The sequence below is a fragment of the Roseivirga pacifica genome, assembly GCF_900111145.1.
GTDB lineage: Bacteria > Bacteroidota > Bacteroidia > Cytophagales > Cyclobacteriaceae > Roseivirga > Roseivirga pacifica.
The window spans coordinates 23,455-38,134 of the sequence record NZ_FOIR01000004.1 but is presented as its reverse complement, the minus strand read 5'-3'; the positions used below and the strand labels follow the sequence as shown (position 1 = coordinate 38,134).

At 41.6% G+C, this 14,680-nt stretch carries 12 protein-coding genes; all 12 read left to right on the top strand.

Annotation, left to right across the window (positions count from 1 at the left end):
- Window positions 1-15 precede the first annotated feature (15 nt).
- The 12 genes from BMW98_RS17265 (at window position 16) to BMW98_RS17210 (ending at window position 14,679) form a co-directional block, all read left to right on the top strand.
- Entirely contained in the window at window positions 16-1,890 is a 1,875-nt protein-coding gene (locus BMW98_RS17265) for a cytochrome c oxidase subunit I (RefSeq protein WP_090260240.1), read from the top strand.
- On the top strand, window positions 1,871-2,926 hold the full coding sequence (locus BMW98_RS17260) for a COX15/CtaA family protein (protein ID WP_090260239.1): 1,056 nt from the start codon (window positions 1,871-1,873) through the stop codon (window positions 2,924-2,926). The genes BMW98_RS17265 and BMW98_RS17260 overlap by 20 nt, the downstream gene beginning before the upstream one ends.
- Entirely contained in the window at window positions 2,923-3,825 is a 903-nt protein-coding gene (gene cyoE / locus BMW98_RS17255) for a heme o synthase (RefSeq protein ID WP_090260238.1), read from the top strand. Before BMW98_RS17260 ends, cyoE begins: the two co-directional genes overlap by 4 nt.
- The gene (locus BMW98_RS17250; RefSeq protein WP_090260237.1) at window positions 3,825-4,409 is read left to right on the top strand and encodes a cytochrome c oxidase subunit 3; all 585 of its coding nucleotides are present in this window, start codon (window positions 3,825-3,827) and stop codon (window positions 4,407-4,409) included. The genes cyoE and BMW98_RS17250 overlap by 1 nt, the downstream gene beginning before the upstream one ends.
- A gap of 16 nt (window positions 4,410-4,425) precedes the next feature.
- Complete coding sequence (locus BMW98_RS17245) at window positions 4,426-5,190, top strand: cytochrome c oxidase subunit 3 (protein WP_090260236.1); 765 nt, start codon at window positions 4,426-4,428, stop codon at window positions 5,188-5,190.
- A 12-nt stretch (window positions 5,191-5,202) separates the two neighbouring features.
- The gene (locus tag BMW98_RS17240; protein WP_090260235.1) at window positions 5,203-5,577 is read left to right on the top strand and encodes a cytochrome C oxidase subunit IV family protein; all 375 of its coding nucleotides are present in this window, start codon (window positions 5,203-5,205) and stop codon (window positions 5,575-5,577) included.
- 66 nt (window positions 5,578-5,643) lie between these two features.
- Window positions 5,644-6,231 carry a hypothetical protein gene (locus BMW98_RS17235; protein WP_090260234.1) on the top strand — a complete coding sequence of 196 codons (588 nt, stop codon included), beginning with the start codon at window positions 5,644-5,646 and terminating at the stop codon, window positions 6,229-6,231.
- Window positions 6,231-6,767: a DUF420 domain-containing protein gene (locus BMW98_RS17230; RefSeq protein ID WP_090260233.1), complete on the top strand. Its 537-nt coding sequence runs from the start codon at window positions 6,231-6,233 to the stop codon at window positions 6,765-6,767. Before BMW98_RS17235 ends, BMW98_RS17230 begins: the two co-directional genes overlap by 1 nt.
- Before the next feature lie 35 nt (window positions 6,768-6,802).
- Window positions 6,803-7,078 carry a hypothetical protein gene (locus BMW98_RS17225; RefSeq protein ID WP_090260232.1) on the top strand — a complete coding sequence of 92 codons (276 nt, stop codon included), beginning with the start codon at window positions 6,803-6,805 and terminating at the stop codon, window positions 7,076-7,078.
- Window positions 7,038-7,418 carry a DUF983 domain-containing protein gene (locus tag BMW98_RS20725; RefSeq protein WP_090260231.1) on the top strand — a complete coding sequence of 127 codons (381 nt, stop codon included), beginning with the start codon at window positions 7,038-7,040 and terminating at the stop codon, window positions 7,416-7,418. The genes BMW98_RS17225 and BMW98_RS20725 overlap by 41 nt, the downstream gene beginning before the upstream one ends.
- 128 nt (window positions 7,419-7,546) lie before the next feature.
- The gene (locus BMW98_RS17215) at window positions 7,547-11,233 is read left to right on the top strand and encodes a sensor histidine kinase (RefSeq protein WP_139177648.1); all 3,687 of its coding nucleotides are present in this window, start codon (window positions 7,547-7,549) and stop codon (window positions 11,231-11,233) included.
- 50 nt (window positions 11,234-11,283) lie between these two features.
- Window positions 11,284-14,679 carry a hypothetical protein gene (locus BMW98_RS17210; protein WP_139177646.1) on the top strand — a complete coding sequence of 1,132 codons (3,396 nt, stop codon included), beginning with the start codon at window positions 11,284-11,286 and terminating at the stop codon, window positions 14,677-14,679.
- Window position 14,680 lies beyond the last annotated feature (1 nt).

Below are 14,680 nucleotides of genomic sequence, written 5' to 3'. Positions count from 1 at the left end.
ATTTAGATATAGATTATGGCAACAGCAACAGCAGTAGATGTTCATGCGCATGATGATCACCACGATCATGACCATGAGCAGTCGTTCGTGTCAAAATACATTTTCTCAACAGACCACAAGACAATTGCCAAGCAATTCCTAATCACAGGTATTTTCTGGGCAATTATTGGGGCTGCAATGTCAGTTATCTTCCGTTTGCAATTAGGGTTTCCTGATGCAGACCTTAGCTGGCTACAACCAGTACTTGGTAAGTGGATCGATGCTCAGGGTAAGTTAGACCCTAGCTTCTACCTTGCTTTGGTAACCATGCACGGTACTATTATGGTATTCTTTGTGCTTACCGCTGGTTTGAGTGGTACATTCTCAAACTTCCTGATTCCATTGCAGATAGGTGCAAGAGATATGGCTTCAGGTTTCATGAACATGCTTTCATTCTGGTTCTTCTTTGTGTCAGGTGCTATAATGTTCGTTTCATTGTTCTTAGAGACAGGACCTGCCTCTGGTGGATGGGTGGTTTATCCTCCATTGTCAGCATTGCCACAAGCAATGGACGGTTCTGGAGCCGGTATGACGCTTTGGTTAGTAGCCATGGTATTCTTTATCGCTTCTCAGTTGTTAGGTGGTATTAACTACATTACTACCATTATTAACATGAGAACAAAAGGTATGTCTTTCTCAAGACTACCGCTTACAATCTGGGCATTCTTCCTAACTGCTGTTATTGGATTGTTGTCGTTCCCAGTATTGTTTGCTGCTGCATTGTTGCTAGTGTTCGATAGAAGTTTTGGTACTTCTTTCTACCTATCAGAGATTTATATTGGTGGTGAGGCATTGCCAAACGTAGGTGGTAGCCCTATCCTTTACCAGCACTTGTTCTGGTTCTTGGGTCACCCAGAGGTGTACATTGTACTACTTCCTGCACTAGGTATTACTTCAGAAATTATTGCTACCAACTCAAGAAAGCCGATCTTTGGTTACAAAGCGATGATCATTTCAATGATGGGAATTACCTTCCTTTCGTTCATCGTATGGGCACACCACATGTTCGTGTCTGGTTTGAATCCATTCTTAGGATCGATCTTCATGTTCTTAACATTGATCATTGCGATTCCTTCGGCCGTAAAAGTATTTAACTACCTAACAACATTGTGGAGAGGTAACATTGTGTTTACGCCTGCTATGTTGTTCTCAATTGGTCTTGTTTCTGTATTTATCTCAGGTGGTATTACGGGTATTTTCCTAGGTAACTCCGCTATCGATATTCAGTTGCACGATACTTACTTTGTTGTAGCTCACTTCCACTTAGTAATGGGAGCGGCTTCAGCATTCGGGCTACTAGCTGGTGTTTACCACTGGTTCCCTAAAATGTTTGGTAGAATGTTAGATAGCCGTTTAGGTTATATTCACTTCTGGTTAACCTTTATTGGTATTTACTCTGTGTTCTTCCCAATGCACTACATTGGTATTGCAGGTTTCCCAAGAAGATACTACTCATTCACCAACTTTGATGCGTTTAGTGGTTTCACCGACTTGAATATGTTCATTTCGGCTGCGGCTATCTTTACATTCCTAGGTCAGTTCATCTTCTTGTTCAACTTCTTCTACAGCATTTACAGAGGAAGAAAAGCAACAGAGAACCCTTGGAGATCAACTACACTAGAGTGGACTACACCGATCAACCCTGGTCACGGAAACTGGCCTGGAGAGATTCCTACGGTTTACAGATGGCCTTATGACTATTCTAAGCCGGGTGCAGCAGAAGACTTCATTCTTCAAACTGTTCCATTCTCAGAAACTATGGAATCTAACCTTCCTCATGAGAACGATTTGATTGCGCTGGAGAAAGAGGAGGCTGACGAAATAGTGGTTGATGAATCAAAAGCGCACTAACGGTAGATTATTCAGACGGTTTTCTGCCGTCACAATTATAGCTGTTTACTTACTGATTGCCGTTGGCGGTATAGTAAGAAGCACCGGGTCGGGGATGGGATGCCCAGACTGGCCCAAATGTTTCGGGAGTTGGGTTCCACCTACAGAGGTAGCCCAACTTCCGTCAAACTACAAAGATGTTTACGCTCAGCAGAGGGCTGAGAAGAATGTAAAGTTTGTAAAATACCTCAATGCATTGGGCTTTGAAGAACTGGCGCATCAGATTGAAAAGGATGAGTCGATTCTGATTGAAGCAGATTTCAATGCGGCAAAAACGTGGACAGAATATGTCAATCGTTTGGTTGGGGCACTAATAGGTTTGCTCATCTTCGGAACATTTGTGCTTTCATTGCGCTACTGGAAAGAAGATAGAACCATAACCGTTCTTTCATTTCTTGCATTTGTATTGGTCGGGTTCCAGGGATGGATTGGCTCAATAGTGGTAAGTACCAACTTGCTTCAGTGGATGATAACCGTGCACATGCTTTTGGCTTTGCTGATTGTATGCTTATTGATTTACGTTTATTTCCGAGCTGGTAAGCAACGTAGTTTCGGTGTTAGAATTGATAGAAAATTACCTTTAATCACCTTTGTTTGCTTGCTTTTAACTGTAGTGCAGATTGTACTCGGTACTGAAGTGAGAGAGGCGATAGACATGATTGCCGATGCTGTTCAGAATAGGGCAGAATGGGTGAGTCAATTAGGACTTACATTCTACATTCACAGGTCTTATTCGCTGTTGTTACTTGGCTTGCATGTTTACTTGTTTTATAAGTTGTGGAAGACTAACGACAACGGAGCATTTACAAAACCAATGTTGTTTTTGGTTTCCATTGTGGTAATCGAAATACTATCGGGCGTAATTATGGCCTACTTTGCCATTCCGGCATTTATTCAACCAATACATTTGTTACTCGGGTCGCTAATTGTGGGAGTTCAGTATTATCTGTTCCTGATTATGCGACAAAAAGGAAATGAAGCTATAGGAGGAATATGATTCAGGGGAATTCAGCAAATATTGATCTTTCTAACCTTTGGTTGAACAAAGCCAAGGCTTATGTGGAGTTGTTGAAAATGAGGCTTTCATTATTAGTTTCATTCTCTTCTGCTTTTGGTTACGCATTGGCTATGGGTGGTCAGGTTGACTGGCAGCAATTGGCTATGCTTTTTGTGGGCGGTTATTTAATCTCTGGTGCCTCTTGTACCATTAACCAAGTACTAGAAAAGGACTACGACAAGTTGATGAAGAGAACATCAACACGTCCGTTGCCAACGAACAGACTTACTAGCAGCGAAGCTATTTGGTTTGCGACCATTGTTGGTTTGTTAGGTTTGGTTGTGCTTTATCAGTGGACTAACATGTTAACAGTTGGCTTGGCTGTACTTTCTATGATCCTGTACAGTTTTGTTTATACACCGCTTAAAAGAGTAGGGCCTATTGCAGTATTTGTAGGAGCCATACCTGGTGCTTTACCACCACTTTTGGGGTGGACAGCAGCTACTGCAGCTATTTCTCACGAAGCATTGATAATTTTCGGTATACAGTTTATTTGGCAGTTCCCGCATTTTTGGGCAATTGCATGGGTAGCCGATGAAGATTATAAAAAGGCTGGCTTTAAACTTTTACCTGTTGAAGGACAGAAGGATTTGAAGACAGCTTTCCAAATAATGACTTACACACTGTTTTTGATTCCGCTTGGTTTGCTGCCTGCATACTTTGGCTTAACGGGAATCAACTCGGCAGTGGTGGTAACCATTTGTGGTGTGTTGTTCTTGGCATCTACCATTAAGTTGATGCAGGATCAATCTAGAAAATCGGCACTGAGAATCATGTTTGGTTCTTTCCTTTACTTGCCGATCGTTCAAATAGCGTTATTACTAGACATGGTGAAATGATGACGGAGGAGTATAAATTAGTAGACGCACCGGTTCAGCAACCGCTTTCAATGCACCCTAAAAAGTTTGCATTGTGGTTGTTCATTGTAACCGTAGTAATGATTTTCGCGGCCTTTACCAGTGCACACATTGTACGTCAGGCCGATGGTGACTGGTTACAGTACGATATTCCACAAATGTTGTGGGTAACATCAGGAATTATATTGGCAAGCAGTATTACCATGCAATGGGCATATATGGCTGCCAAGAAAGATAAATTTGAGCAGGTGAAATTGGCACTGTCAATCACAACTGTGCTCGGGATAGTATTTCTATTCGGTCAGTTCCAAGCTTGGGGCCAATTGGTAGACCAAGGGGTGTTCTTTGTAGGGAATCCGGCCGGAAGTTTTATGTATGTGTTTACAGGCATACATGGTGCACACCTTGTTAGTGGTGTGATTTATTTACTGTATATGCTAGTTTCTGCCTTTAAGTACAAGGTGCACTCAAAAAACATGCTGAACATGGAAATGAGTACAACTTACTGGCACTTTCTAGGAGGACTTTGGATATATTTGTTCATATTTTTGCTACTTAATCACTAATTATAATTGATCGTTTATGGCAACTACTGCTACAATGAGTAAAAGAAGCTTATGGGGCGGGGGCGCAGAGCCTTTCAAGGCCAGCTATGGAAAGCTAATGATGTGGTTTTTCTTGCTGTCTGATGCCTTTACATTTTCTGGCTTACTAATTACTTATGCCTTTTTAAGATGGAGCGCACCTCAGTATGAAGGTGACCCTTCTACGTTCACATTCTCAACAGAATATTGGCCAATTCCGGAAAAGGTATTCGAAGCGTTCCCAGGTTTGCATGGTATGGAGCTTCCATTGGTATTCGTTGGTTTGATGACTTTCATCCTTATTTTATCTTCTGTTACTATGGTATTGGCCGTAGAAGCAGGACAAAGAATGGATAAGAAAGCTGTAGTGAAATGGATGCTTTGGACGGTTATAGGTGGTATTGCATTCTTGAGCTGCCAAGCACTTGAGTGGAGTCACTTTATCTCTGGTACAGACACCGCTACTATTTCTGATGTAGTTGTAAACGGTATTTGGAAAGAGAATTATGAAATTTTCGGTGCTAACCTAACTTTCAACCAATACGGACCGCCAGCATTTGCTGCCTTGTTCTTCTTTATTACCGGTTTCCACGGTTTCCACGTGTTCTCTGGTGTTGTATTGAACGTAATCATCTTCTTTAATGCAGCCAATGGTTTGTATGAGAAGAGAGGACATTACGAAATGGTTGAGAAGGTTGGTTTGTACTGGCACTTTGTAGACCTTGTATGGGTATTCGTTTTCACATTTTTCTACTTAATCTGATAGACTAAGAACATGGAACAAGCAACAACTAGCGTAGCGGTTCAACCTGCTGATAGATCTAAAATATTGGGCATTTGGAAGATTGCAGGAATTCTTGCAATTGTAACGGCAATCGAATATGTATTCGCCTTTACTATGGATGCCGGAATGTTGAGAACAATAATCTTTATTGGACTTACCATTGTGAAAGCTTTCTACATTGTGAGTGAATTCATGCACCTTGGTCATGAGGTTAAGGGGTTGATCTATTCAATCTTACTTCCAATGTTATTCTTGGTATGGTTAATAGTAGCACTCGTTCAATTGGAAGGTGCAGCAATTAAGAAAGCCAGAGGAATTGAAAACTATGTTCCTGCAGGAACTGAACATGTAGATGATAGTCATTAGTGACTTTTAAATAATATCAATAAAGTCAGACCGGTGAAAATTGGTCTGACTTTTTAGTATATAACCATGAATAAAAAAGCGGTCTTTCTTTTCTTACTCATCATTCTACCCATAGCCATATTTCTTTTCTTGAAATCGTTTGGTAGAAATGAGTTTACCATTCCGGTTTACTACGAACAGGGTTTGGGTGATTCATTAAGCACTCCTTGCCTTAACAAGGCCAAAACACAATACTATGTAAGCAATAATCTTTTGCCCGATAATAAGGTGAAGGTGGTTCATTTTGAGCGAATGGATGGTCCGCTGCTTAAGCTGCGAATGGAAGAGCTAGAGCGAGTGCAGGATGTGTTTTACAATGACGAGGAAATAGCGCTTATGACCTTTGTGAATAGTGCTTCTTTGCCGCTTGAGGCCATTAACAATTACCAAAGCCGTATTCGCTTTATGGACGCATTTTGGAATCGTAGTGTGCTTGATTCTACCAACTGGACCAAACTTAAGTTTTGCGACATGGCCATGACACGCATAGACAACCGTGTGGTGCTGGTTGATAAACAGAATAAAATTAGAGGGTATTACAATATTACCGAGCGAGAGGAAACAGATCGCTTAATACTTGAGTTACGCATATTAAAAACTGAAATAGAAGAGTGATGGCAGCAGCATTGGATCAAAAGAAGTCGTTGGTGTGGATTAGGGTTTTGTCTGTGGCAATTCCTGTGGCCGTAGCAGTGTTATTGGGTTTGCCAACTAAGCTAGATTTGGGTGACTGGGTTTACACCCTGCCGCATATTATTGGTGCAGTAAATACACTTACTGCTATCTGTTTATTGGTGGCATTTATTGCTGTTAAAAAGAAGCTTATCGATGCACATAAAAGGTTCAACAGTTTGGCTTTTATTCTTGGTGCCATATTTCTTGTACTTTACGTGCTTTACCATGCCAGTGCAGAATCTACGCCATTTGGTGGCGAGGGAATTGTGCGACCGATCTATTACTTCTTATTGATCTCACACATTGTGTTGTCTATTGGTGTTGTTCCTTTGGTTTTATTGGCCTTCTACTATGCCCTAAATGGAATGATTGACAAGCATAAGAAGATTGTTAAATATACTTTTCCTATTTGGTTTTATGTATCTGTAACCGGAGTTACAGTTTACTTAATGATTAGTCCTTATTATGCACATTAATGGGAATTGAGGCGTTTAGATTGTAAATTTGAAGCATGAAAAGAATCGCGATACGCACGTTTTTAGGCCTGGCGCTTTTGCTTACTGTAAAGTTGCCTATGTTGGCACAGTGTGCCATGTGTAGAGGCTCGGTAGAGTCTTCTGTTAGTGCGGGCGATACTTCCATGGCTTCTAATCTTAACATCGGAATTCTCTATTTATTTTTCACCCCGTATATAGCAGCTGCGCTAATCGGGTATTTTTGGTACAGAGCCAGTAGAAAGAATAAGCATGTCAGAAAGGTCCAAGGTACAGGCAGTTTTGCAGGGTAGATGCCCGCAATGCAGAGAAGGAAAACTATTCAAACACGGAGCCTACAACCTCGCTAAGTTTACTAAAATCAACCAGGAGTGTACCTCATGTGGAGTTAAGTTCGAAAGAGAACCTCGCTTTTTCGATGGTGCCATGTATATAAGTTACGCGCTTTCTGTGGGCCTTTTTCTTGTGTCGGCTTTCATTATCTACATGTTTTTCCACCCAGTTTCGGAGAACGTCTACATGCTGGCAATCATTTCAGAAGTTATCTTACTCTACCCGATTATGTTTCGGACATCCCGCATCATCTACCTCTATGCTTTTGGTGGGTTAAAGTTTGGCGGGAATAAGAAGTAACTTAAATCAGAGCTTTCTATAAGTAGTTTGCTCCTTTTGTTATTTGGGTAGCATTTTTGCTTGGAATGTACTAATTCGCATCAAGTGAAAATTATTATTAGTTTCCATTCAGCAAAAGGGTAATTAGTTTGAGTCAAATCCTGAAAGTTTTCTCTTCACACAAGGCGTTGCTTATAAGTTTGGTGTTTGTGGTGGCTACTTTAACCATTGACGAAGCCATTTTTTCTGATGAAAAGCAGCGTGTAAACCCCAAGGAGGCCATAACAGAAAATACGCATGCTGAGTTAGACAGGCTGGACGATCACCTCCAAAACATCAGCAATAAGGCCATTGTCGATCTTAATCGTTTATTCAGCAGGTTTTCTGTAAATGAAGAAATGCCCTATTTCATCTTTGAGAATGGGGAAGTTATTTTTTGGAGTACCAACCGTTTTGTGCCAAAGTATGGAACGCTTGAGGGAGCCTACATTTACAGGTTTTTGCCGTTGCAAAGCGGGCAATATATAGTTAAGCGCAAAGTGATTAACAGTGCACAAAATCGCGTAGTCGAAATTTACGCCTTGTTGCCAGTATCATCTCAAGTGCCCATTGCACAGGAGTTTGAAGAGAGTGGATTGAACAGTAATATTTTTGGTCACTCCACTTTTGTTTTGTCGGGCGATCAGGCTGTGGAAGAAGCTAATGTGTACTCTAAGGAGGGTATTTTCCTCTTTTCTTTTGCAGGCACCAGCCGAATGAAGATAGATTACCCCACCTATTCGGCACTTATATTCACACTTTACCTACTTGCGATACTTAGCTTTTTATTTGCTGTTTGGCAGTATGCTAACCTTTTTGATGCAAGAGAAAGGCCATGGTTAAGCGTAGGTATATTGTTCGTTGGCCTTGTGGTGGTTCGCTATTTCATGATCTTGTACGAGTATCCTTTTAGCATTTTTGAGTGGACTATTTTTGATGCAAAACTCTATGCGCACGGCACTTGGCAGCCATCTTTAGGCGATTTGTTATTGAATGTTTTGTGGGTGCTCATTTTTGTGGGTTACGCCTACAGACTTTTTACGGTACGGCAAAAACTCCAATACAGCACAAGTCCTACTCGCGTGCTTATAACTGTGTTGTGTACCGCAATCACGGTTTTCTTTTTTGTGTTTACACTTAACTCCTTGCTTACAAATGGGCAATGGTCATTCGATATAGTGCAGGACGTAGGGTTTCCGTTGCATAAGGTGATTGCCTATGTAGTGGTTTTCCTTTGCGTAATTATGCCATTTTTATCGGTTCAATTTTTACTGGAAGAACTGAGCAAGCTGGTATATAAAAGGCGAGTTAACATTGTGTTGTCAGTTTTATTGATAGTAGCCTTGTTACTGGCCGTGCTGTTCGGCTACACTTACTGCATCTTATTGGTTCTGTTGGTCCTATACGTAATTGTGGCTTACAATTTTCAGCTTTCAGAGCAGCTAGAGCTGTTGAATTACAATACCTTTCTGTACTTCTTTTTAGCGGCCTTTATTTGGTCAGCAATAAGCTTAGTATTACTGAACGATAGGCTTGAACAAGAAGCTCTTTTGGACAAAATGAGCCTGTCCATAGATCTTCAAACCGAGAATGATTTAACAGCAGAGTTTTTGCTGTCAGAGGCTAAAAAAAACATACAGTCCGATATTCTTGTTCAAACCAATATTTCTAATCCGTTTTCTTCAAAGGAGCTTATTCGCCAAAAGGTTAGAAGGGTTTATTTGGGTGACTACTTCGATAAGTACGAGATAGAAGTGCTGCTTTTTAACGGTACAGGAAAGCCGATTGGTAATGCTTCTGCCATAAACTTTGAAGTACTAAAGGAGGTGTATGCTGTTCCTGAAAACAGCACCGATTTTGAAGGGCTTTACTTTTTGAACACCCAATTTCCGAGCCAGCTAAAGCAGTATTATTTGTTCTGTGATGTACTACGGTACAATACAGTAATTGGGCATGTACTCGTAAAACTCGATAGAAGAAAGCAGCTTAATAACAGCATTTTACCACAGCTTATTTTGGAACAAACCGAAAGCAGCGGTGACTCAGACAAGTATAGTTATGCCTTTTTTAGCAGCGAACTACTAGGCGATCATGCTGGCCATTTTAATTATAACAGAGATTTTAGTTGGCAGGCCGTTAATAGGGATTTACTGTTTGGGAGAGGCCAAGTGCTGGAGGGTTATCTCCATTTAGCATTTGAAACGAATGATGAAGATAAGGTGCTCATCATTTCCACTCCGGTTTATCCACTGCGTTACTTAATCACCAATTTCTCTCTTTTCTTCCTCTTTATGGTAGGGTTGATTATTGTGATTTTTGGAGGGTCAGCGGCATATGCCAATGCTAGAAAACAAGGCACCACCATATCAGCCAAAGTTCAGTTGCTGCTGAATTTTGCCTTCTTTTTACCCCTCATTATGGTAAGTATTGTGGTGCTCCGCTTGGTTAACGATACGGTAGAGCGTAACCTGGAGCAGCAATATATGGCGACTACTCAAAGTGCGGGAGAGAACATTGCCAATCAGTTGCAAATATTTTTGGAGGGGCAAAATGAGAACAATGAATACCTTGAAAATAGGATTTCGGAGATCAGCGAATACGCCCGTGCCGATATCAACTTGTTTACAATTAATGGCCGATTATTGGCTACAAACCAGAGACTGATTTTTGAGAATGAGTTATTGGCACCCTATGCCGAACCTAAGGCCATGGCCGGCATTGTTGAGTCTGGAAATACGGAGCAATTAGATGTTGAGACGGTGGGGTCCCTTTCGTATAAGTCCACTTATTATGGTGTGCGCTCGCGAGAAGATAACCGACTGCTGGGCGTACTGAGTATGCCGTTTTTCGATTCGCAAGAGCAGCTGGATATGGAGCAGCGCGAGATCCTTTCGAACATCTTAAACTCATTCACTTTTATCTTTGTGATTTTCGTGGTGCTTTCATTCTTGGCATCTCAAATCATTACTTACCCATTTACCTACCTTACGCAAAAGATTAAATCGACTACCCTTACGCGCGAAAATGAGCCGCTGAATTGGCCTACAGATGATGAGATTGGCCTAATGGTACGCGAGTACAACAAAATGTTGCAGAATCTTGAAAAGAGTAAAAAGGAGCTGGCCATGCGAGAGAAGGAGTCGGCTTGGCGAGAAATGGCGCAACAAGTAGCGCACGAAATCAAAAACCCCCTTACTCCTATGAAGCTCAAGCTGCAGCATTTAAAGCGCGTATTGAACGCTGCGCCAGCACTAGGGCAAGAGTTTGACAAACCGATTGATAACTTGCTAGGCCAGGTAGAAACCTTGAGCGACATAGCCACTTCGTTCTCTTCGTTCGCCAAAATGCCAATTCCTCAAAGTGAACGGATGAACCTTACAGAGGTGCTACGGAAATCTGTCAATTTGTTTCATGAAGATCAGATCAATATTAGAACAAACATCCCAAAACAAGCCGTTTGGGTTTTGGGTGATGAGAAGCTTTTAGGACGAATTTTCAATAACCTGATTCTGAATGCGGCACAAGCTGCCAAGTCCGGAACTGTTACCAACCTGTTGGTTGAACTTGAAGAAACGCATAACAAGGCTAGAGTTACTTTTAACGATGATGGTTTGGGGATTCCTGCTGAGCTTAAAGACAAAATTTTTATACCTAAATTTAGCACCAAAGAACAAGGCTCCGGTATTGGTTTGGCCATAGCAAAACGTGGGGTAGAACATGCCGGAGGGAGTATATGGTTTGAATCTGAAGAGATGAATGGAACCACCTTCTTCCTTGAATTCCCATTAATTGATTAGATGTGCTCCGAACTTTACTGGTCGGTTTTTTATTGCTCTTAACTCCAGCTGTGCTCGCGCAACAGGGGGGAGAGAATTGCCGATGGATTAGCACTTTCGATCAGGAATTAGTGCTTGATTCACTGACTGTATTTCCAGAGTCAATTCGATTCGATGCGGCCAATCAGCCAGCGTACAACTTTAATCTACAAGCCAATACCATTAAAGTAAGTAAGCCTACTGGGTTAGACTCCATCAGGGTTTGCTACCGAACCTTACCCTACGACTTGCACACTCCCAAGGCTAATAAAACGCTCGATATTTATGATTCTACGGCTTTGTTTAAAGATGCTGTGCTGTACCAGCAAAAGCTGGCGATACCTAAACGTGTTGAAGTGGTTAAAACCGAAGATATCGCAAAAACAGGGAGCATAAGTAGGGGCATATCGTTTGGTAATAGGCAAGACGTTTTTGTTAACTCCACACTCAACCTGCAAATGGAAGGCCGGCTGAGTGATAACATGAACTTAAGGGCGGTGATAACCGATAGAAATGTGCCTTTTCAACCAGAAGGAAATACGCAGCAGTTACAAGATTTTGACAATGTATTTATTGAGCTTTTTAATGATGATTTTTCCTTGAGGGCGGGTGATGTAGTGCTGCAGAATGAGCCTACTAATTTTCTGAAATATTATAAGAATGTGCAGGGTGGGCAACTTAAAACTAGCTACGATATGCCAGGCGGTTTTAAGGCAAGTACTACCGTGGCTGGTTCGGTGGCTAAGGGTAGATTTGGTTCTGTGAGTGTTGAGCCAATTGAAGGAGTGCAAGGTCCGTACAGAGTGCGAGGGCCCAATAATGAGCGATTTATCATTATTCTAGCTGGTTCCGAAAAGGTTTATATCGATGGGCAGCTAATGCAACGTGGCTATGATTACGACTATGTAATAGACTACAACCTGGCTGAAATTACCTTTACCAATAAGGTACTTATTACCCAGTTTACGCGCATTAGAATAGACTACGAGTTCTCTGATCAGAACTACAGTCGATCGATCTTTTTGCTCGAGCATGAGCAGGCCAACGAAAAACTAAACTTTGGGGTGAATTACTATAGTGAAAAGGATAATAGAAACCGGCCTTTAGCTTTCGACTTAAGTTTTGATGAAAAGGAAATTCTGGCGAATGCTGGTGATAATCTCGATCAAGCTTTTACCAGCAGAGTAGATAGCGTTGCCTATGATGAAAACCTTATTTTGTATAGACAAACCAACGCACAAGATGCTCAGAATAATGTGTATCAGATATACGAGTACTCAACCAATCCTGATTCAGCTTTTTACAATGTGCAGTTTAGCGAAGTAGGTTCGGGCAACGGTAACTATGTACTTAAAAACACGACTGCAAATGGTCGAGTTTATGAATGGGTACCACCGGTGGCAGGCATTCCAAGCGGTAATTATGAGCCGGTTTCACCACTTTATGCGCCTAATCAGAAATCGATGTTTACCCTTAATGGCGGCTACAAACTTTCTAAGTTCGATAAGTTGGATGTGGAAGTGGCTTTTTCTAAAAACGATGTAAACCTATACTCTGATTTAGATAGTGAGGATGACAAAGGCATGGCCTATAAGGTAATTTATGAAGGTAAGGCTAGGCCGATTCGGGGGCTTGAAGGCTATAAGTTGAATACGGGGCTTTCATATGAATATGATGATGAGTCGTTCTCTTTTATAGATCGCATTCGGTACATAGAATTTGACCGAGACTGGAGTTTTAATGCAGCTGATTACACCGAACAATTTTCGGAGAATATTTTGAATGCCAACGTTTCGTTACAAAAAGACAGGTTGAACGGGCTTAGCTATAGACTGTTAGGTAGAAAGCGAGGAATTGCCGTTGACGGTTTTCAGCACTACATAAATGGAACAAAGGAGTTAGGGCGGTTTAGACTGCTTTTTGATGGCTTTTATATGCACAATAGCCAACCAGATGTTACATCAGAGTGGAATCGCTCTTCGGTAGACATTTCTTATAACTCCAAGTATTTCATTCCGGGCTATCGGTATAAAGTCGATCGGAATGCGGTGACTGATAACGTTACCAGCGAAGTGGAAAGCACCGCAATGAACTTTGAAGAGCATACCTTCTACCTTAAGAACGCTGATACCCTTAGAACAACCTACGGTGTTGATGTACAGCTCAGAGAAGATAGACTGCCGGTGAATGGTGCTTTGCTCAATAACACCCGTTCTAATACGTACAATGCATTTTTCAATACCCAAATAAATGAAGCTAATAGGTTGAGCATGCTGTTTACTTACCGCAATTTGGAGTATTTGGACGGTAGTGCTGAAGACGACCGAACCATAATGGGGAGGGTTGATTGGAACGGTAGTTTTTTTAAACGCATTATTCAGTCAGACCTCAATTACAATTTGGCCAATAGCCGAGAATTGAGAAGAGAGTTTATTTTTATTCCGGTGCCAACAGGGCAGGGTACACATACTTGGCGAGACGATAACGGTGATGGCGTTCAGGACCTGAATGAATTCTACTTAGCAATTAACCCTGATGAGAAGAACTATGCGAAAATATTTGTGCCAACTGATGATTTCGTAGAGGCATTTAATACCACAGTTTCGTACCGATTGAATGTGCAGTTTCCCCGAAACTGGAAAGAGGATGGCGGTTTGAAGAAATTCATCCAGCACTTTTCGAACGTAACGGCTTGGTCGGTCGACTCGAAAATAACGGATGATGATCTGCTCGCTAGGCTTTGGCCAACCAATGTGAGTGAAGAGGATATACTTTCGGCCAAAGAGAGTTTACGTTCCACACTCTTTTTTAATAGAACCAATGCCAAGTTTGGTGCTGATGTTGGTTTTACGAGGTTGGAAAACAAGCAGTTACTTTACAATGGTTTTGAGAAAAATGCCTCGAGAGATTTGCGCTCGCATGTACGCTGGTCTTTCAACCGAGGATTGGTGCTCGATGTGAATTACATACAGGGACTAAAAACCAGTATTTCGGATGTTTTGACCACGCGTAATTATACAATTGATGTAGAAACGTGGCAACCCTCAATCACATGGCAGCCTTTTACCACACTTAGGTTTACGGGAACCTACTCGCTCAAAAACAAAGTGAACGTGTTCGATGAGGCGAGCGATGAGGAAGCAACATTAAACGAACTAGGTTTAGAAACCCGATTCTCCAAAGCAGCTAAGGGGACGATTAGCGCACGTTTAAAGTGGGTAGAAATAGCTTTTAATGGCGAAGAAACTTCTCCCATTGGTTATGAAATGCTAGAAGCCTTAAGGCCAGGAAGTAATCTTACTTGGAACCTTAATTGGCAGCAGAGGTTAGGAAATGGTCTGCAATTGATTCTTAGTTATGACGGCCGTAAGTCGGGCGAAAATGATGCAATTCACTTAGGTAGGGTACAGGTGAGTGCTTTGTTTTAGT

Bases quoted from the DNA above. Each gene is read 5' to 3' on its own strand.
- cyoE (WP_090260238.1), top strand. From the start codon at position 2,923: ATGATTCAGGGGAATTCAGCAAATATTGATCTTTCTAACCTTTGGTTG.
- BMW98_RS17260 (WP_090260239.1), top strand. From the start codon at position 1,871: ATGAATCAAAAGCGCACTAACGGTAGATTATTCAGACGGTTTTCTGCC.
- BMW98_RS17250 (WP_090260237.1), top strand. From the start codon at position 3,825: ATGACGGAGGAGTATAAATTAGTAGACGCACCGGTTCAGCAACCGCTT.
- BMW98_RS17230 (WP_090260233.1), top strand. From the start codon at position 6,231: ATGGCAGCAGCATTGGATCAAAAGAAGTCGTTGGTGTGGATTAGGGTT.
- BMW98_RS17235 (WP_090260234.1), top strand. From the start codon at position 5,644: ATGAATAAAAAAGCGGTCTTTCTTTTCTTACTCATCATTCTACCCATA.
- BMW98_RS17240 (WP_090260235.1), top strand. From the start codon at position 5,203: ATGGAACAAGCAACAACTAGCGTAGCGGTTCAACCTGCTGATAGATCT.
- BMW98_RS17265 (WP_090260240.1), top strand. From the start codon at position 16: ATGGCAACAGCAACAGCAGTAGATGTTCATGCGCATGATGATCACCAC.
- BMW98_RS17225 (WP_090260232.1), top strand. From the start codon at position 6,803: ATGAAAAGAATCGCGATACGCACGTTTTTAGGCCTGGCGCTTTTGCTT.
- BMW98_RS20725 (WP_090260231.1), top strand. From the start codon at position 7,038: ATGTCAGAAAGGTCCAAGGTACAGGCAGTTTTGCAGGGTAGATGCCCG.
- BMW98_RS17245 (WP_090260236.1), top strand. From the start codon at position 4,426: ATGGCAACTACTGCTACAATGAGTAAAAGAAGCTTATGGGGCGGGGGC.